Origin of the sequence: Rhizobium sp. Root1220 (assembly GCF_001426265.1) — a bacterium.
GTDB lineage: Bacteria > Pseudomonadota > Alphaproteobacteria > Rhizobiales > Rhizobiaceae > Rhizobium.
Map to the genome: position 1 here is coordinate 236,413 of NZ_LMDG01000037.1, position 18,486 is coordinate 254,898.

Here is an 18,486-nt window from a genome sequence, read left to right on the forward strand (position 1 = left end):
GATACTCAGGGGCGCATGATCTGCGCCTTCTTGCGCAGTTCTTCGAGGTATTTCTTGGCGTTCTCGTTTTCCGGAGGCGCGTTCTTGCCCGCCTTTGCCTTGTCCAGGTCCTCCTGACGGAAGACCATCTCGGCGGCCTGGTCATCGGATACCTTACGCTGGCTGCAGATGCCGATATATTCGACGCCTCGTTCGGTCACGCGCGTTGCGGTCGTGTTGCCCTTTGCCTGTTCGATCAGAGGCTTCCAGTCAGCTGGTAGCTCGGGGGCAAGCATCCGGCCGAGGTCGCGGACAGATACGTCGCGCATTGTCGCGGCAAACACTTTTGATTGCTCGCAACCGGGATATTTAGAACGGGAGGCTTCGGCTTCGCTCTTCCGTTTTCCGACGATCCCCTTCTTGTTGGCGGGGACGACAAAGATCATCTGCTGAAGGATATACTCGGTGGTCTCCGGCTTCTGCTTGTTGTTCTGCATCATACGCGAAACAAGATCCGCGTTCGACATGCGGCCGCTCGCGCCATAGCGAGCGTTTACCAATCGCGGCCAGCTCATCTGCACAGCAATGAACGCCTTGAAATGATCGACGCCAACGCCAGCGCGATCAAGAATTTGACCCATCTGTGCGGTGGTCATCTTGTTTCCGCTTGCAAACCGCGCGAACGAGGCTTCGACGTCGTCCTTTGAAACCGACATACGCACGCGGGATATTTCCTGCTGCTTCAGAGCCTGCTCAACCAGTTGCTCTTCCGCGGTCGCGGCGTCTGCTTTCTGATGCTGCAGTCCCAGGAATGCCTGACGCTTGGCAACATCTCCGCTGGTAATTGCCGTACCGTTGACGACCACCCTGACTTCGCTTGCAGCAACTGCCGCTCCGGTCCGCGGGGCGACCACCGCGGCGAACATCGCGAAGGCCATGGCGGCAATCATCGTTGCTGTGGTTTTCCTGGCGCCAATCATCTATCGACCCTTCCCATTGACGCCGCGCATTCCTGTCGCGGCGTGCATACCTTATCGAGACAAACGGGCATTGCCGCTCTGAAATGAAAATCCAGCATATGCCCTACCTATCAGCTGGCGACAATGTCCTGCACAGTCATACGGCGAAAGAAAGGCTCTTTCTCCCGCCGTAACCCGTATCCGATCAGTTGTTGTAGATGGTGGTGTTGGGATCGGTATACGTGCCGACATTGATGTCGCCAAGGGTACGGAAGGTTAACTTGGCGCCGATCGTCCAGTCGCTTGCCGATTCACCGCTGATGTCGCGCTTGTCAACATAGGCAATGGTGAAGATCGTGCATTCGTCCTCATACGACAATCCAACGCTTCTTCTGCTGACGACATTGTTGTTCAGGTCCCAGGCGATTCCGCCGAAAACGGACCAGTATTCCTTGAACTTTACCGTCGCCTTGCTTTGAATTTCGTCGTTGTCGTCAGCAAAACCATACGCCGGTTGTGCTGCGATGTGCGTATAGAGAAGCTGGCTCTGGAACTTGTCGGTCTGGAAGCCAGCCGTCAGGTCGCCACGGCGGAAGTCCAGGTCCTTTTCATCGAGCCTGTACGACGCCGCGAAGGCAAAGCCCTGAGGCGTTTCGATGCCACCGAGGCCGACGTAGTCGGAGCGGGTGTGTTCAAGGCCGGAGTCCGCACCGACATTAACGAGGTCGGGAGAGTCGAAGGAGTTCTTTCCAGCAAGCTGGAAGGATTGGCCGAAAATACCGTGCAGCTTGTAGCCGTTGTCAAACGTACCGGTGTACTGGAAGCCGATATTGGCGCGTGTACCGCCTTCGATACGGTCGTACCCGGAGAATTTGTCGCGGTCGAACAGATTGGTTGCATCGAAAACGAAGCTCTGTGCATCTTCGTTTGGAAGAGCGCCCGCAAGCGGTTCGTTTGGTCTTGCGTAGATCTGCATGATTGGTTCGAACAGATGCGTGCTGTTCGCTGTCGTTCCAAGGATCGGGTAACGCATTTCGATACCCGCCGTCAGCATCGCACGAGTTGCGGAGTTCCCGTCTTCGTAGTTGCCATCGTAGACGAACGCCGGGTAGTCGAGCGAATTGGGGCTGTCCATATTCAGCGCGAGAGCATCGCCACGCGCCGCAAGCAACGGCGTTAACAGAACGCCGCTAGGCATCACGTAGGTCCGTTTCCACTCAAGTTCGCCGGTGAGACGGGCCGTTTCACCGGGAAGACCGCGGAAGCGATCAAAGCCTGAGGAACTGTATATATCGTCATGTGACCGCGACAGGTTCGTGAGGTTCACGTCCGCGGAGAACTCTCCGCCCGCCAGGGGCTGCGGCGCGACGAAATGATAGTCCATCACCGGGTAGACGATCGCCTGCTGCTTCTCCGCCAGATTGGTCGGATCGCCGTTCTGAACGTCAAAGTAGAACGAGCGCAGATCGAAATAATTCCGCTTGCCGAGTCCGGTCAGATAAACTTGGTTGCTATGGGTCGTCTGGTTCAGGCCATCCAGTTCATAGGTACGAGCGAAGTTGTTGTCGCTCTGCACCATGACGTCCCAGCCAAAGGTCCAGCGGGGGTTGATCCTGAAATCCCCCTTGGATGCGATGACACCGCGAGCATCCTCTTCGGCATCGGTCGTGCCGGGCGTGAACGTATCGGGACTAAGCTGGTCGATACCGGCAACGCGCAGTGTATGCGTGCCGTTTTCAAAACGCTGCCTGTATTCGGCATCCGCAAGAAAGCCCTGCGTCGTATAGCCAGTACCTGTGACCGTCAAATCGCTGCTTGGCGAAATGACGTAGTAATAAGGCACCGAAAGGCCAAAGCCGAGATTCTGGGCTGTGACAAAACTTGGAAAGAGGAAGCCTGATTTCCGTTTGACGGTATTATCGGGCACTTCAATCCACGGCACATAGGCGAGCGGATGCCCCAGCAGCTCAAAGCGTGCTTTCTCGAGGCGAATCGTATGTTTTTCGCCGTTTTGAATGACGCGCTCCGCCTTCACCTGCCAGAACGGCGGCTTCTTCGGATTTTCGGCGCAAGGCAGGCAAGCCGTGTATACGCCCTTGTTCAGGATCATCTGGGTGCCATCGACGCGCTCGCCGCTTTCGGCGACGAGGCGCGTATTGTCGGTCGTCTCGATCCGGAGCGCGTTTATGAAGCCATTTGCGAAGTCGTCGGTAACATCCAGCTTGTCGGCATACATCCGGCTGCCGTCAGGGCTCACCAGTTCGACGTTGCCGAGGGCCATCAGCCTGCCGGTCTTCTGGTTATACTCAACCCGCTGCGACACCATCTTGTAGCCGGCGTAGTTGATCTGCACGCCGCCGACGGCTGAAACGACTTCAGCGTCCTTGTTGTAGACGAGCTCGTTGGCGGAAAGAATCAGCTTTGCTTCTTCCGCTATGTTGGGTTTGAAATTTTGCAGAGCATCTTGTGCAAAAGCAGCGGGCGTGCCGGTGGAATAGCCGCACAGAGCCGCGCCTAGAGCCAGGGCAACCAACTGCTTACCAAATGTCTTGCGGTTGCCTGCCGCCACTAGCCGTCCTCCTGATGAAGCAGAATTGTCGCACCCAAAGCCAGGGCGACGATGACCGGAATCCACGTCGCCGCGAAAGGCGGGAGAACCCCACTGCTTCCGAATGCTTTTACAAGCACGGTGACCACATAAAGCACGAAGCCCGAAAGGATTCCACCCAGAATCACCGACCTCGATTGGTTGAACCGGCTAAATTTTAGGGACACTGTTGCAGCAATGAGAGTCATCGCGATGAGCAATAGTGGTTGAGCCAACAAAGAGTGAAACTGGGTCTCCAGGGCCTTCGTCGGGATTCCGAAAGATCTGGCCGCTTCGATTCGGCTCGGAAGATCAAAAAATGCAATGGTTTCAGGGGCTGTAAGCCGCTGCTGGACGAAATCCTGTTTCAAATTGGTGCGAACGCGGACCTCGCTCTGTCGGCTTGCGACCTCTCCGGGGCGACGCTCGACGACGTTCTTAAGAAGCCAGTAACCATCTTCCAATTTTGCCGAGTCGGCGTCCTGCCTCAGGATGATGTGGCCCGTCGAATCAAAATGAACAAGCACGGCGTTTACCAGCAAGGTGCCGTTCTCGAGAATCGTCTGCGCGCCGATGATGACATCATCCTGTCCGCTGATCTGGCGGATCCATGGTGCCTGTGGAACGCTTTGCGAGGAGCTGCTCTCGCCGCGCCAGTTGCTCTCCACTTGCGCCGCCTGTCGTTGGCCCCAAGCTGCCAGAGGGTTCAGAACCGTCATGACCAGAATGCCGAGCAAGAAGGCGCCGGCAGTGAAAGGTGCCATGAACTGCCACACCGAAATGCCGGCAGCACGAGTGACGACGAGTTCGTACTTTCTGTTGAGACCGATCAGCACGGTCATGCCGACGAAGAGCGCGATGAATGGCACCGTCTGCTGCAGAATCAACGGCAGGCGTACGGCGGTCATGAGCAGACCGCCCGCGACGGTATAACCCGGCAGGCCGGACATGCGACCCGCGGTCTCGCTGAAATCCACCAGGAAGACAATGGCGATCACGCCGAGAAAAAACCACATCGTGGTTAGCGCGTAACGGCGGAAAAAGTAGCGGCCGAGCGTTCCGAAAATCATGCTCCGCCCCCAGGAGACGGACCGGCGGAGCGACTAAATCGCCGTTGCAAACGCCGCCAAACCGCAGCGAATTGGTCGCTCCCTGCAGCCAACAGCGACAGCCGCTTGTGGGAGGCGAGCGACACGATAGCCAGCAGGCTCGCGATGATGGGTATCGCGTAGAGAATGCTGATGAAGATCGGATTGGTATCGATCTGGTTGGCTGCATAAAACGCGCCCCAGCGAATAGCGAAAGCGAAGACCAGCGCCGCGACCATAGGGTGCAGTCGGGACTCTCGGTGAGAGCGCGCATCGCCTGCAATCGCAAGCGAGATCAGTGCGAACACCATCGGCAGGACCCAATCGGTCAGCCGGCGATGCAATTCCGCGCGGTAACTGCCTGGCTTGGCTATATAATCCTTGTCGGTCGTGTCTGGATTGAACAGGAACGGAAGCTCACGGTCGGCGGCGCGAAGTGTCGCCTGGCCGCGGTTCTGCGTCAGGTCGGAAAGGTCGAAGGCATAGGAATCGAACCTGATAACGGAAACGTCGCCGTTTGGCGTTTTTCGATGAACCTCGCCATCATGCATAATGAGCGAGGTGCCTTTTTCGTCCACGGCGCCCTCGCGCGCATAATAGATGAGCTGAAAAGCCGGGTCACGTTCGTCGACGACGAACAAGCCCTTCAACACACGCCCGGCGAGCCTCTCGGATATCTGCACATAGAGACCGGTATCGATGCGGCGGAAGTTCTTCTCTTCAATGACGGTCGATAGCAGGTCCGCATAGGCAGCGGCCACCATTTGACGCACGGCGGACTTCGCTTTCGGTTCCACCACGTTGTCGACGAAGAAGGAGAAAGCGCTGATGACGGCGGCGAGAATGAGGATGGGCCGAAGGATAACCCCACGCTTGGCTCCGGCGGCATCGATGACCGTCAGTTCCGAATCGTTGTTCATCGTCGTGAGCGTCTGCGTCACGCCGATAACAATCGCGAACGGCAGCACCACTGGAATGATGGACGGCAGGATCAGCGTCGCGAGCTTGGCAAACGAACCGATCGATTGACCGCTGTCGGTAACCAGGTTGATGCGCTGCAGAACTTGGGTCGTCCAGATGATCGCGAGCACCGGCAAAAGGGCGACGAGAAACATCTGGCCAACGCGCCGCATTATGTATGTTTCAAGCAGTTTCATTCACGCCCTTGAACGCTATTGCGAACTCATGCCGCTTCGCAGCGAAATTCATCTACGCTCTTTGGTTCGCTTTAGCGACAAGGCACTGTCGAAATCTCATTCAAATTTCCGATTTTTTTTCACCCTGTGGCGAATCTGTGAGAGCAGGTAGCCCGACGAAAACAACCAGAGAGAATAGCAATCCGCGGCCGTACGTCCGATAGATAGTGTGCGCCGAATGCAGGTCGCATGGCAGACGCTAAACCCGTAGGTCACAACACGGTCGATGCCGAAATCAATGTGCGACGCTATGGACTTGATCGGAGAACGGGAAATATCCGCCGAAGATAACGTAGAAACCGACGGTCGGACGATTGCGACGGAGCAACTGCGGAAGGCTTGTCTTCGGAGGTGAAAACCGAAATGATCAGCAACAAGGATTTAGAAGAATCCACTGGAGAAATCATGTCAGCCAAGTTCGCCATTTCATTTGAAAAATCCGCCGATATTACGGACGGTTACGCCATCCTGCTGAAGTCCGGTGACGCCGATCTTGCCGCTGGGGCAGAAGGCGTTGATCCCGCCGGCGTGATTGCCAAGGCCGCAAGAATCGCGGGCTTTTCCAACAAGCCTCTGACGACTCTGGATATCGTTGCGCCGGAAGGCTCGACTGCAGAGCGCATTTTCGTCGTCGGGCTTGGCAAGGCCGACGAGTTGATGCCGCACGACTGGTTGAAGGCGGGCGGTGTGGCCGCCTCGAAGATCAAGAATACGTCCAAGGTCACCATTTTCGTCGATGCACCGGGTGTAAGAGTCGGCGGAAAGGAAGTGGCCGACTTTGCGCTTGGCATGCTTCTGCGGGAATATGCTTTCGATACCTACAAGACGAAGAAGAAAGACGATGATGGCAACGGACGGAAGGGCCCGGTAAAGGTCAACATCGTTTCGGCCAAGGCATCGGAAGCCGTCAAGGCTTTCAGGGTCTCCCAGGCCGTGGCCGAGGGCGTTAGCCTGGCGCGCGATCTCGTGAACGAGCCGCCGAACGTCCTGGGTCCCGTTGAGTTCGCGGCAAAGGCGAGCGAACTGACGAAACTGGGCGTCGACGTCGAAATTCTGACCGAGAAGGAAATGCAAAAGCTGGGCATGGGTGCGCTTCTCGGCGTTGCGCAAGGCTCGGTGCGTCCGCCGCGGATGGCTATCATGCAGTGGAATGGCGGTAAGAGCGGCGAAAGCCCGGTTGCCTTCATCGGCAAAGGCGTCGTCTTCGACACCGGCGGCATCTCGATCAAGCCGGCCGCCGGAATGGAGGATATGAAAGGCGACATGGGTGGCGCGGCGGCAGTCACCGGGCTCATGCATGTCCTTGCAGCGCGCAAGGCTGCGGTGAACGCAGTCGGCATCATCGGGCTTGTCGAGAACATGCCCGACGGCAATGCTCAGCGCCCCGGCGATATCGTCACGTCGATGTCGGGTCAGACCATTGAAATCATCAATACCGACGCGGAAGGACGGCTCGTTCTCTGCGATGCGCTCTGGTATTGCAATGATCGATTCAAGCCTAAATTCATGGTCAATCTTGCTACTTTGACGGGCGCTATTCTCGTCGCGCTCGGCAATGTTCAGGCTGGCCTTTTTTCCAACGACGACCAGCTTTCCGAGCAGCTGACGACCGCCGGGCTTGCCACCCGGGAGAAACTCTGGCGCATGCCGCTCGGCAAGGAATACGACAAGATGATCGACAGCAAGTTCGCGGACATGAAAAATACCGGCGGACGTCACGCCGGTTCGATTACCGCCGCGCATTTCCTCAAGCGATTCGTACAGGAAACGCCATGGGCTCATCTCGATATAGCGGGCACCGCGATGGGCTCGCCGCTGGATGAAATCAACCAGTCGTGGGGATCGGGCTTCGGCGTGCGTCTGCTCGACGAACTCGTGCGCGCCAACTACGAATCATGACGGAAGTCCTTTTCTATCATCTCACGGAATCGAAGCTGCAGGACGCGCTGCCGCCGCTGCTCGACAAGAGCGTCGAGCGCGGCTGGCGCGTCGCCGTGCAGCTGAAGGAGAAAGCGCGCCGCGATGAGATTGACGCGCACCTGTGGACTTTTCGGGAGGACAGCTTTTTGCCGCACGGAACGGATGAAGGCGGCAACGCCGACAATCAACCCGTTCTACTGACGCTATCGGGCGAAAACGCCAATGCTGCGACGGTTCGTTTCATAGTCGACGGCGCGGAGCCGCCGGCCGTCGATGCCTATCAGCGGATCGTTTTCATGTTCGACGGTTACGATCAGGAGCAGCTCGAGGGAGCGCGCGTCCAGTGGAAGAAGCTGAAAGGCGAGGGCCACAGCCTCACCTATTGGCAGCAAACGCCCGAAGGGCGGTGGGAGAAGAAAGCCTGAGCCTGCTCAGCTCAGGCCGACATCCATCAGGACTTTTCCGATGAAGTCCTTTTTCGCACCGGTATACGTCGCGCGGCTTTCCGCATGCTCGCCGGCCAATTCGACCTTCAATTGCTCATAGGCACCGGCAAGCTCGGCGTCGCCGCGAAGGACATCCCGAAAAGCGATCATCCTGTTCCAGTTATGGCCGAGATGTTCCACGATATGGACCAAGTGTGTGCGGCTCTCGCCCTCGATGCCTCTGCCGAAAATATGGTCGTCCGGGACGATGTCGCTGCCGGCATAGTCGTAGCCGATTTCTTCCATCACGCTGATGCACTCCGGGCCGTCGTCAAAGCGTTCGATCCCGACAAGTATGTCGATGATGGGCTTTGCCTTGATACCGGGTATGGCAGTGCTGCCGACGTGCTGTATGTCGATCGCTTTATCGCCCAACGCTTGCCGTATTGCCTTCGCCTCTCGAGTGTAGGCCTCCTGCCACAGGGGATTGGGCTCCGCGAGCGAAACTGCGTTGTTCTTCAAGCCCAACCCGAAAGAGGCGTCATCCCGCATGCCGAACCTCCGCGAAAAACCGTGAGTGCTTCACAGTATCATGAGGTTCGGCGTTTTCGTATCAGTCGTGAAACGCTTCCACGAATTTGCGCTTGCCGAGCATGAAGGCATCCGCGACATGCCGGAGAGGTGCAACATCGACGTCCGATTTGCCCTCCTTGATGATTTCCGCGAAACGCCGGTAGAGGGAAGGATATTCCTCTTCCGGAGCGGAGAACTTGAGTTCGCCGTTCACCGAGAGCTTCGAGCCGCCTTCGGCAAGGACCATCTGGCCGGCTGCTGTTTCTGCGATAATGTCCCAGCTCTGCTTGCCCGTTTGCCGCCAGTCGAACTCGGCGCGCGCCGGTACGTTATCCGCGTTCTTAAAATGCAGGTCGGCTGCGATCGGGGCGTCGCGGTTCTCCGGAAACTCCAGGGTGGCGCTGGTGAGGAAGATCGCCTTCGGCAGGATATGCGTGACGATGGACAGCGCGTTGATGCCCGGATCGAAGACGCCAAGACCGCCCGCCTGCCAGATCCAGTCCTGATTCGGATGCCAATGGCGAACGTCTTCCTTCCAGATGACATGCACGCTATTGATGGTCGTCGACGCGAGGAAAGACCTGGCGGCCTCGACAGCGGCAGCGTAGCGCGAATGCCAGCTGGCAAAAAGCGAGACACCTTTGCTTGCGGCGAGGCCTTCGAGATCGGCCACTTCGCTCAGTGTCGCGCCCGGAGGCTTTTCGAGAAAGACATGCTTGCCGGCCGACAGCGCCTTGTAAGCAGCGTCATAGCGATACTGCGGCGGCATGCAGAGTGAGACAGCATTGATCTCAGGCACGGTATCGAGCATCGCCTCGATTGTGGTGAAGCTCTGGATTCCCTCGACGGTGCCGTGACGGCTTGCCGTTGCGATCAAGTTGAAATCCGGGTTCTTCGCGATGGAGGGGAGGTGTTGGTCGCGGACGATCTTGCCGACGCCGACGATGGCGAGGTTGATGGGGGACATGCTGGTTGCTCGCGTTCGGTGTTTCGCTCAAAAGTATGACTTATTGTGCGGCTGTTTTATCAGAAAGAACCTGCTGGGCAAGTCGGGCATGGATTACAGTGAAGCCATTTCAGCCGACGCAGCAGCTTTCCTGAATTTCAGCGTGACGACCTTATAACCCTCGGCCTCCAGCCTTGAAAGGAGCGTCGGCAACATCGTCGCGGTCCGGTTATGGATGTCATGCATGAGGATGATGCCGCGGCCGCGCTTGTGAAGAAGGTCCATAGTCCGCTTGGTCACGGCTGCGGGGGTGGTGTTGGAGTAGTCCTTGCTGTCGACGTCGACGTCCATGATGACCATGTCGCGCATGGCTACGGCGGCGCGCAGCCTGTGGCTGTCGGCGAGATACGGGAAGCGAAAGAAATTGACGTCGACACCGGTTGCCTTCGTGACTGCTGCCGCGCCGCGTGTCACCTCTGCCATGGCAGCGTCGAATGTCAGAGTTGCCAGATCGTCGTGCTTGTAGGTGTGACTGCCGATGGCGTTGCCGTCCAAAGCCACCTTGCGGGCAAGTGCCGGATGCAGCGCGGCCATCTCGCCGACCATCATGAAGGCGCCCTTGACACCAAACTGATCGAGTGTCGCCAGCACGCGATCGGTGCGGCCGGGGATCGGGCCGTCGTCGAAGCTCAGGATGACCTCCTTGTCCGCCAACCGCAATTCATGAAGCGAGGAAACGGTCAGCGTTCGACCGACCAGGTGACGCTTGACGTCAGCCCGGGGAAGCGCCGCTGTACCGTCGCCGTCTGTCGTGACCTGATTGCCTTCTGGGGAGATAATCGACGAGGTCTTGATCGTCTTGTCGGGAGCGGGTTGCCTTGTCGTCTGGCAGCCGGCGACGGCGGCGCAGAGGATCAGACCGGAGTAAATCGCGAAACGATGCATGAAAGGTGCTCAACAAATCAGTAATGAGTGTTGAGACAACCTTTCGGATTATGGTTAACGATCGGTTTCTGAGGTCGGAGAATGCTGAATGAGAATCCCTCGCGACGGCGCTTCGCGCAACACTGTGGCTATCCTGCCATGGCCTCTTCGTATTGCGAGGAGAGCTCCAGCCATTGCTCCTCTGCTGCTGAGAGCTTTGCTGCCGCCTCGCCACGCTGCTTGGCTTTTTCGGAAGCTTTCGCCGGTGCCTTCTCGTAGAGCACGGGATCCGCAAGTTCTGCGTCAAGCGTCTGAATCAGTTTCTCCAGCTTGCCGGTCAAGGATTCGATTTCATTGATCTTTTTCTTCAACGGAGCCAGCGACGCGCGCCTGTCGGCGTTCATCTTGCGTTGGTCGGCCTTCGACGCACCGTCTTCATTCAGCTGCGGCTTTTCTTCTTTTTTTTTACCGGATGCGACGACGATATCGCGGTACTCGTCCATGTCGCCTTCGAAGGTCGTCACAGTGCCTTTGTTGACGAGCCAGAGCCGATCGACCGTTGCTTCGATCAGATGTCGGTCGTGCGAGATCAGGATGACGGCGCCTTCGTAGTCGTTGAGCGCTTCGATCAGCGCACGCCGGCTGTCGATGTCCAGGTGGTTGGTCGGCTCGTCGAGGATCAGGAGGTTGGGCGCATGAAAGGCCGCAAGCCCCATCAGCAGCCGGGCCTTCTCTCCGCCCGAAAGATCCTTCGCGGCCGTCGCCATCTTCTCGGTTGCGAGGCCCATCTGGGCGACACGGGCGCGTACTTTCGCTTCCGGTGCTTCCGGCATGAGGCGTCGCACGTGCTCGACTGCCGATTGGTCGGGGATAAGGTCGTCGAGCTGGTGCTGCGCGAAGAAGCCGATCTTCAGGCTGGGTGCGATCTTGACCTCGCCTGCGTCGGCCTTGAGGCGGCCGGAGATGAATTTCGCAAAGGTTGATTTGCCGTTGCCGTTCGAGCCCAGCAGCGCGATGCGATCGTCATTGTCGATGCGCAGATTGAGGTTTCGCAGGATCGGGTTGCCGGATTCGTAACCTACGGCGCCGCCGTTGATAGCGACGATCGGCGAGGCGGGTTGCTTCTCGGGCTCGGGAAAATTGATCGGCTGAACGTGATCTTCGATGACCGCCGAGACAGTGCCCATGCGCTCCAGTGCCTTCACTCGGCTCTGGGCCTGGCGGGCCTTGGAGGCTTTGGCCTTGAACCGGTCGATGAAGCCCTGCAGATGCTTGCGTGCGGCGTCGCTCTTCGCCTTCGCTTTGGTTTGCAGTTCGTCGGCCTCTGCCTTCTGGCGCTCGAACTGGTCGTAGCCGCCGCGATAGAACGTCAGCTTCTTCTGGTCGAGATGAATGATCGAGTTGACCGCGTTGTTGAGCAGATCACGGTCGTGGCTGATGATGATGACCGTGTGCGGGTAACGGCGGATGTAATCCTCGAGCCACAGGGTGCCTTCGAGATCGAGGTAGTTCGTCGGCTCGTCGAGCAGCAACAGGTCCGGCTCGGAAAAGAGTACCGCTGCCAGCGCCACGCGCATCCGCCAGCCGCCCGAAAAAGAAGAGGCGGGACGCGACTGTGCATCCTGGTCGAAGCCCAACCCGGCAAGAATGCTTGCTGCGCGTGCTTCGGCGGAATGCGCATCGATATCGACGAGGCGCATCTGGATGTCCGCGATCCGATGTGCATCGATGGCGGTTTCCGCTTCTGCAACGAGCGCAGCGCGTTCCTTGTCGGCCGCAAGCACGATCTCGATCAGAGCATCCTCCGTCCCGGGCGCTTCCTGCGCCACCTGGCCGATCCGCGTATTCTTCGGAATCGATATCGAGCCCGTTTCAGACCCGAGGTCGCCGGTTATGATGCGAAAGAGCGTGGATTTGCCAGCACCGTTGCGGCCGACCAGGCCGGCCTTCGTGCCCGCAGGCAGCGAAACACTGGCGTGGTCGAGAAGCAGGCGGCCGGCAATGCGTGCGGATACGTCGGTAATCGTGATCATGCGCGGCGTTTTGGCCGAAAGCCGCGATCAGCGCAAGGGCCTGTCGTTCAACGTCCGAAGGCCTGCACCGGTTGGCGACGGTTCGATTGGGCGGTATGCAGCGCGATACGCGCGTTCGCCTGCAGTTGCGATGCAGTTACCGCTTCCGCGCTCAAGGCAATCCCGACGGAGATCGTGAGCCTTGCCGCCGACGTCGTATCGGTCGCCGGGAAGACGATGCTCTCCTCGACGGACGCGCGCAGCCGGTCGGCGATCGCCATTGCCTCTTGCTTGCCGACGTTGGCAAACAGGAACGCGAACTCGTCGCCGTCCGTACGAGCCACGAAGTCGTGTTTCTTGATCGACTTGCGAAACAGGTCGGCAAGCTTCTTCAACAGCCTGCTTCCGGTTTGCACCCCGTACCGGGCGTTGAGCGCCTTGAAGTCATCTATGTCGACCATGATAAGTGCGCTTCCCGACGCGCCGTCCTCACGCTCATAGAGGTCGAGCATTGCCTTGTTGAGGGCAACGCGGTTGGCAAGACCCGTCAGCTTGTCGGTCGAGGAGGCTGATTGCGCCGCAGTAACGCCCCGTTCAAGTGCTTCCAGCTTTTCGATGTCGCCGCGAAGCTTCGCCTCGAGTTCCATCTCGGTGGTCAACACACCGCCCAGTGATGTCGACAGGAAATCCATCTCGTTCATGAATGATGCGAGGCTTTGCTCCGGATTCGCGGCGATCGACTGCAGCACAGCTTCCGCGGCGCGCACAAACGACTGTTTCCGACGAAGGCTGTCGGAAAGATGACTCGCCATGTCGTGCAACATCCGCCCCATCTCGGCCTGTGACGACTCGCCGACCAGACCGCAATGACCGAGGAGGCGATATTTAAGGCCGAGCTCATCGAGCGCCGGTTGTTTCGGGCTTGGTCCAAGGGCAGCAATGTCTTGGGCCAGTGCCGCATTCTGCCCAATGATTGCGTCATGCAGCAGTTCGTAGTTGCGCGGCAGGCCGGCGATGGCGAGCCGCGTCATATGCTGGCCGACGCGCTGAAGATCAGTCGCCGTCGCCACTGCTGGCTTCGGGGCTTCGCGTTGCACCTGTGCACTCGATGCTGCATTTCGCATGACGGCTCCCTCGCTAACTGGCCCTGTCCGGCCTTGCGTCTTATCCGCTATGCACCCGAGGGTTTAAGATAGCTTGAATTCGCACATGATTTGACGGCGGGAGCCACGTCGATCCGAGAACGCGGTTAATGCGAGCTTGATTGGAGCCACCTCTTGCCATCCTGGCGCAAGAAGTAGCCCAGATCCAGGCCGAGGCTCGGTTTTCCGAGTGCGGTCAAGGTCATGTGGCATTGGCCGCGATGGTGCGTCTGGTGGTTGAAGAAGTGGGAGAGGGCCGTCCAAAGCGGCTGGGTGATCTCGACCGGTCGGGTGATTGGGGTATAGGTGAAATCCGCGGCAAGCGAACGGTCGTCAAGCTCTGTCACCCAGTCGATTATGCGTTGATCCTCCCTATGCCTCGCGGCAGAAAGTGAGGCAAAATCGTCGTACAGCAAGCTGTCGAGCGCGGCGGGGGCTTCACCGGTGCCAGTGAAGCGTTTCATCCATATGCGATCGGCTGTGATCAGGTGGTTCAACGTGCGGTGCAGGGAGCCGAAGAAGGCGCCCTTGTCATCGCGGAACTCGGCATCCGTCAGCTCCGATGCGGCGCTGTAAACGAGGTCGTTTGCCCAGCGGTTGTAGTTCGAGAACATCTCATATTGCTGCAGCATGCGGCCCCCCATGTTCATGTTTGTCAACGATATTAGCGGCTTTTAACAATTTGGTGCTGATGAAGCCATGAAAATTCATGATGGGGCAGTGACCGTGTCATCCTGTGCAGCGGCCGTCCTTTCAAAGTGCGCAGCGACCCCACTCGTCTCGTGACAGCCACGTGAAATTACCGCTGCCCCCTTGTTTTCAGGCCATCGGGCGGGTAAAGACCGCCCACTTTTCCCCGATAACAGAGGATTTTTCACAATGGCGATTGAACGCACCTTCTCGATGATCAAGCCCGATGCAACGAACCGCAACCTGACGGGCGCCATCACCATGATGCTCGAAAACGCCGGCCTGCGCGTCGTCGCCTCCAAGCGCGTCTGGATGAGCAAGCGCGAAGCAGAAGGCTTCTACGCTGTTCACAAGGAACGCCCTTTCTTCGGCGAACTCGTTGAGGGCATGACGTCGGGCCCGACCATCGTTCAGGTTCTCGAAGGCGAAGGCGCCATCTTGAAGAACCGCGAAATCATGGGTGCGACCAACCCGGCAAACGCTGATGAAGGCACGATCCGCAAGGTTCATGCCCTGTCGATCGGCGAGAACTCGGTTCATGGCTCGGATGCTCCTGAGACCGCTGCCCAGGAAATCAAGTACTGGTTCTCCGACACCGAGATCGTTGGCTGATTCAGCGATTGCGCTGAAGGCATCGAAGCGACTGTAAAGCCGGGGCATCGCTCTGGCTTTTTTCATGTCGAGGGGCAGGTGCCGGCGGAGTCATAATCCACCGTGCCATCCGGTTTGAACACCTCCGGGTTTTTCGTATAGAGCGGCCCAACCACCAGCGGTTTGCCCGGCATTACTGATTGGTCGAGGCTGGAAATAACCTCCGTCTTCAGACTCTGCAGCGTCTTCCCGCTCGCATCGACCAACCGGACATTGACCGCATAGGGCTTGTCCTTCTTGACGCAATGCACGGCGGGGCTCTGGAGTGTGATCCTGTCCCAAAACGGAAAGATCCTCTCGTTGATCACCAGCGGCTCGCCGCCTGCCGGGTCCTCGAATTCGGCGATGGCCACCGTTCCCTCCGGAATTGTCGTCTTCCTGTTCAGCGTCACCATATAGGTCGCGACGGCCACGCGGTAGTTGAAGACGAAGACGCGTCCGCTGAGTTCGACGAACTTGTCACTCTCCCGCTGGCACCCTGCCAGCAAGGTGGCGATCATGAGCGTGACGATCAATAACGCCTTCATGGCGTTTCCTCCTCTTTCCTGCGGCGATAGTGCCGGTTCGCCTTGGCGCGGTTGCCGCAGACGGCCATGTCGCACCATGTGCGGCTCTTGTTCTTGCTGCGGTCAAGGAACAGCCAGCCGCAGTTTCCGCATATCTTCATCCGCTCGGGCTCGGGCATCGCGACCAGTCGCAACGCAGAATGTGCGGTCGCCTTGCCCAGAGAGTCGGGATTTGATCCACTGCGCAGCACCCGCGCTATCGCCTCGAGAAGTTCGGCGAGGAGCAGGTTGTCGCTACCGGTCAATACCCGACTTCGGAAGTAACGATCGGTCGCCTCGCGCAGGCGGATGAATTCATCCTTGTCCGTCGGCGCTAGCGGCGCAACTTCCCCGAAGATCGCCCGCTCGGCGCAGAATTGCACTGCTGCATCAGGAAAAGCCGCCAATTGCGTCTCGACATCAAAGCGGTCGACACGGCGAGCGTGATCATGCCGGAGGATAACGCTGTTGGCGACATCCAGCGCCAGTGCGCCGCCTGAAAAACGATGGGGAGTCCAGGAAAAGCTCATGGCAAAATATAACTGGTAAAAATGATTTTGCCAGTTATGATTTTGCAGATGGGAGTTGTTGATGGCCTATCTGCTCCAGCAATTGGCGAATGCTATACCGCTGGCCACGCTTTATGCCGCGCTCGCCTTTGGCTATTCGGTCGCCTTTGGCGTCACCAAGCGGGCCGATATAACTTATGGTGCAATCTTCGCCTTTTCAGGCCAGATGCTGCTGCTCTTCACGGACTTCGCATACAGCAGGCTTTGGCTGGTCCTGCCGGCCGCTCTGGCGCTTGGGGTGGTGGCCTCTCTGGCCTATTCGATGACGGCAGGTATGTGGATCGGTCGTTCGATCATGCTGCCGCTCGTCCGCCAGTCGTCCCACACCGTCATCGTCGCCGCCCTGGGCATTACGATCGTGCTGATGGAGGCCGCGCGGCTGGCGTCGAACACCAGAAGCCTCTGGCTGTCTCCATTTCTGAACGGTGGCGTGACGTTCTGGCGCAGCGGCACTTTCGATGTGGTGCTGACCCAGATTCAGCTCGTCAACAGTGCCTTGATGTGCTCGTTCATTGCGATTGGTGTGTTCATCATGAAGCGCACGTCGTGGGGTCGCATCTGGCGCGCCGTCACCGACGATCCACTTGCGGCGGAACTCTGCGGCACCAGCGCCAACCGCGTCTTTCTAGTCGCCTATGCCGCTGCCGTGCTGATGGCGACGCTTTGCGGCATCCTGTCGACCGCCTATTACGGCACGATGGATTTTGGTGCGGGCCTGATGTTCGGGCTCAAGGTGGTGTTGGTGGCAGCCGTGGGCGGCTATTCGGACCCGCTGAAATCAGCCGGTGGTGCAGCCGGTCTTGGTTTGATCGAAACCCTGTGGACGGCCTACGGTCCATTTCTCTGGCGCGATCTGGTCGTGTTTTCGCTGCTCGTTCTGCTCCTTGTGCTCAGCCGACGAGAGCGCGTCATTCCGTGATCACTTCCATTTGTCCCGAGCCGTATCGTCGGCATCCTTGGCCGTGATCCACTCGCTGGCGGGACCGTCTTTGCGGTGTTCTTTTTTCCAGAACGGCGCGGAGGTCTTCAGGAAGTCCATCACGAAGTTGGCGCCGTCAAAGGCAGCCTGGCGATGCGGTGCGGCAGCGACGACGAGGACGATATTTTCGCCCGCGGCGATTTTTCCAAAGCGATGAATCGCCGTCAGCCCCAACAGGTCAAAGCGCTTGATCGCGAGCTTCGTGATCCGCGTCATCTCCGCTTCGGCCATGCCTGGATAGTGCTCGAGTTCGAGTGCTGCCAGAGTGCCACCTTCGTCGCGGCAGAGGCCCGAAAACGTGACGATCGCACCGACACCCCGTGTCTCACTGCTCAGCCGCCTGACTTCGCCCTGAAGGTCGAAATCCTCGCGCTGTACGCGCGCAAGAGGGATGACCTCGCCGGTCACGTCAGCCTCCGGTCATCGGCGGAAAAATGCCGATCTCCCGCGCGCCGCCGATCGGTTCGTCGTGCTCGACATGTTCCTGATCGAGCGCAACGCGGATCACGTCGGGAAACTGAAGCGCTGTCTCATATTCTTCGCCTAGCGTCTTCAAATGACTCAGAAGATCGGAAACAGTGACGACGGATGAGGGCAGGGCGATTTCTTCCTCGCCCTTGCCGATCCTTTCGCGTACCCAGGCAAAATAGACAAGCTTGGTCATTCTTCGTTATCCACGATGTGCTTGATGCCGGCTCGGAAATAGTCGTAGCCGGTATAGATCGTCAAAATGGCGGCGATCCACAGAAGGCCGATGCCGGTCATTGTCGTATAAGGGAATACTTCGTCACCAGCGGGGCCGGCGAGAAGAAACGCGATGGCGACAAGCTGCACCGTCGTCTTCCACTTGGCGATCCGGGTTACCGGTACACTGACCTTCAACGCCGCCAGATATTCGCGAAGGCCGGACACCAGGATTTCGCGGCACAAGATGGTAATTGCTGCCCAGATTGACCAGCCCGCAATCGTCTGGTCGGCGGCGACCAGCAACAGGATCGAGGCGACAAGCAGCTTGTCGGCGATCGGGTCGAGCATGCGGCCGATGTTGGACGTCTGGTTCCAGATGCGCGCGAGGTAGCCGTCGAGAAAGTCCGTGAGCGACGCGATGATGAAGATCCACAACGCAACCCATCGGGCGGTGTTGCTGATCGCGAGCTTTCCTTCGAGGAAAAAGCAAAGCACGATGAGCGGCACTGCGAGAATGCGGCCATAGGTCAACAGATTTGGGATGTTATATGCGCGCGATGCCATGAACTGTTCTCTGAATTGATGCGCCCGTAGATGACGGCTTTGACTGCGAA

At 58.5% G+C, this 18,486-nt stretch carries 19 protein-coding genes; 4 read left to right on the top strand and 15 right to left on the bottom strand.

Features of this window, described 5'->3' with window-relative positions; translation table 11 throughout:
- Positions 1-5: 5 nt before the first annotated feature.
- From ASC90_RS27405 to lptF, 4 genes are all read right to left on the bottom strand, one after another.
- Positions 6-959 (bottom strand): peptidylprolyl isomerase, encoded by a 954-nt coding sequence (locus tag ASC90_RS27405; RefSeq protein ID WP_056547884.1) that lies wholly within the window; start codon positions 957-959, stop codon positions 6-8.
- Positions 960-1,143: 184 nt separating this feature from the next.
- Positions 1,144-3,507, bottom strand: coding sequence for an LPS-assembly protein LptD (locus ASC90_RS27410; RefSeq protein WP_056547887.1), 2,364 nt, complete (start codon positions 3,505-3,507; stop codon positions 1,144-1,146).
- The gene (lptG, locus tag ASC90_RS27415; protein ID WP_056547891.1) at positions 3,507-4,595 is read right to left on the bottom strand and encodes an LPS export ABC transporter permease LptG; all 1,089 of its coding nucleotides are present in this window, start codon (positions 4,593-4,595) and stop codon (positions 3,507-3,509) included. Before lptG ends, ASC90_RS27410 begins: the two co-directional genes overlap by 1 nt.
- Positions 4,592-5,770 carry an LPS export ABC transporter permease LptF gene (lptF, locus tag ASC90_RS27420; RefSeq protein ID WP_056547894.1) on the bottom strand — a complete coding sequence of 393 codons (1,179 nt, stop codon included), beginning with the start codon at positions 5,768-5,770 and terminating at the stop codon, positions 4,592-4,594. Before lptF ends, lptG begins: the two co-directional genes overlap by 4 nt.
- A 444-nt stretch (positions 5,771-6,214) precedes the next feature.
- On the opposite strand from lptF, the gene ASC90_RS27425 reads away from it, so the two are divergent.
- Positions 6,215-7,708 carry a leucyl aminopeptidase gene (locus tag ASC90_RS27425; RefSeq protein ID WP_056548033.1) on the top strand — a complete coding sequence of 498 codons (1,494 nt, stop codon included), beginning with the start codon at positions 6,215-6,217 and terminating at the stop codon, positions 7,706-7,708.
- The gene (locus ASC90_RS27430; RefSeq protein ID WP_056547895.1) at positions 7,705-8,154 is read left to right on the top strand and encodes a DNA polymerase III subunit chi; all 450 of its coding nucleotides are present in this window, start codon (positions 7,705-7,707) and stop codon (positions 8,152-8,154) included. Before ASC90_RS27425 ends, ASC90_RS27430 begins: the two co-directional genes overlap by 4 nt.
- Before the next feature lie 6 nt (positions 8,155-8,160).
- Here the strand turns inward: ASC90_RS27430 and ASC90_RS27435 are convergent, their stop codons facing one another.
- The 6 genes from ASC90_RS27435 to ASC90_RS27460 all read right to left on the bottom strand — a co-directional run bounded on the left by ASC90_RS27435 (position 8,161) and on the right by ASC90_RS27460 (position 14,383).
- Positions 8,161-8,706 carry a GrpB family protein gene (locus ASC90_RS27435; protein ID WP_056547899.1) on the bottom strand — a complete coding sequence of 182 codons (546 nt, stop codon included), beginning with the start codon at positions 8,704-8,706 and terminating at the stop codon, positions 8,161-8,163.
- A gap of 61 nt (positions 8,707-8,767) precedes the next feature.
- Positions 8,768-9,694 (bottom strand): Gfo/Idh/MocA family oxidoreductase, encoded by a 927-nt coding sequence (locus tag ASC90_RS27440; RefSeq protein ID WP_056547901.1) that lies wholly within the window; start codon positions 9,692-9,694, stop codon positions 8,768-8,770.
- A 93-nt stretch (positions 9,695-9,787) separates the two neighbouring features.
- A complete protein-coding gene (locus tag ASC90_RS27445; RefSeq protein WP_056547904.1) occupies positions 9,788-10,618 on the bottom strand; it encodes a polysaccharide deacetylase family protein in 831 nt (276 codons plus the stop codon).
- Positions 10,619-10,746: 128 nt separating this feature from the next.
- Positions 10,747-12,630, bottom strand: coding sequence for an ABC-F family ATP-binding cassette domain-containing protein (locus tag ASC90_RS27450; protein ID WP_056547906.1), 1,884 nt, complete (start codon positions 12,628-12,630; stop codon positions 10,747-10,749).
- Positions 12,631-12,677: 47 nt separating this feature from the next.
- On the bottom strand, positions 12,678-13,733 hold the full coding sequence (locus tag ASC90_RS27455) for a GGDEF domain-containing protein (protein ID WP_056547909.1): 1,056 nt from the start codon (positions 13,731-13,733) through the stop codon (positions 12,678-12,680).
- A 125-nt stretch (positions 13,734-13,858) separates the two neighbouring features.
- Positions 13,859-14,383, bottom strand: coding sequence for a DinB family protein (locus ASC90_RS27460; RefSeq protein WP_056547912.1), 525 nt, complete (start codon positions 14,381-14,383; stop codon positions 13,859-13,861).
- Between the two features lie 247 nt (positions 14,384-14,630).
- On the opposite strand from ASC90_RS27460, the gene ndk reads away from it, so the two are divergent.
- Positions 14,631-15,053: a nucleoside-diphosphate kinase gene (gene ndk / locus ASC90_RS27465; RefSeq protein ID WP_056547914.1), complete on the top strand. Its 423-nt coding sequence runs from the start codon at positions 14,631-14,633 to the stop codon at positions 15,051-15,053.
- A gap of 62 nt (positions 15,054-15,115) precedes the next feature.
- Here the strand turns inward: ndk and ASC90_RS27470 are convergent, their stop codons facing one another.
- Both ASC90_RS27470 and ASC90_RS27475 read right to left on the bottom strand, forming a co-directional pair.
- Positions 15,116-15,619 (bottom strand): hypothetical protein, encoded by a 504-nt coding sequence (locus ASC90_RS27470; RefSeq protein WP_056547917.1) that lies wholly within the window; start codon positions 15,617-15,619, stop codon positions 15,116-15,118.
- Positions 15,616-16,167 (bottom strand): CGNR zinc finger domain-containing protein, encoded by a 552-nt coding sequence (locus ASC90_RS27475; protein WP_056547920.1) that lies wholly within the window; start codon positions 16,165-16,167, stop codon positions 15,616-15,618. Before ASC90_RS27475 ends, ASC90_RS27470 begins: the two co-directional genes overlap by 4 nt.
- A 61-nt stretch (positions 16,168-16,228) precedes the next feature.
- On the opposite strand from ASC90_RS27475, the gene ASC90_RS27480 reads away from it, so the two are divergent.
- Positions 16,229-17,125 (top strand): branched-chain amino acid ABC transporter permease, encoded by an 897-nt coding sequence (locus tag ASC90_RS27480; protein WP_056547923.1) that lies wholly within the window; start codon positions 16,229-16,231, stop codon positions 17,123-17,125.
- Here ASC90_RS27480 and ASC90_RS27485 read toward each other — a convergent pair whose 3' ends face one another.
- The 3 genes from ASC90_RS27485 to pgsA are packed head-to-tail and all read right to left on the bottom strand — an operon-like array spanning position 17,126 to position 18,436.
- Positions 17,126-17,593, bottom strand: coding sequence for a molybdenum cofactor biosynthesis protein MoaE (locus tag ASC90_RS27485; protein ID WP_056547926.1), 468 nt, complete (start codon positions 17,591-17,593; stop codon positions 17,126-17,128).
- Between the two features lies 1 nt (position 17,594).
- Entirely contained in the window at positions 17,595-17,849 is a 255-nt protein-coding gene (moaD, locus tag ASC90_RS27490) for a molybdopterin converting factor subunit 1 (protein ID WP_056547929.1), read from the bottom strand.
- Positions 17,846-18,436 (bottom strand): CDP-diacylglycerol--glycerol-3-phosphate 3-phosphatidyltransferase, encoded by a 591-nt coding sequence (pgsA, locus tag ASC90_RS27495; RefSeq protein WP_056547932.1) that lies wholly within the window; start codon positions 18,434-18,436, stop codon positions 17,846-17,848. Before pgsA ends, moaD begins: the two co-directional genes overlap by 4 nt.
- Positions 18,437-18,486 lie beyond the last annotated feature (50 nt).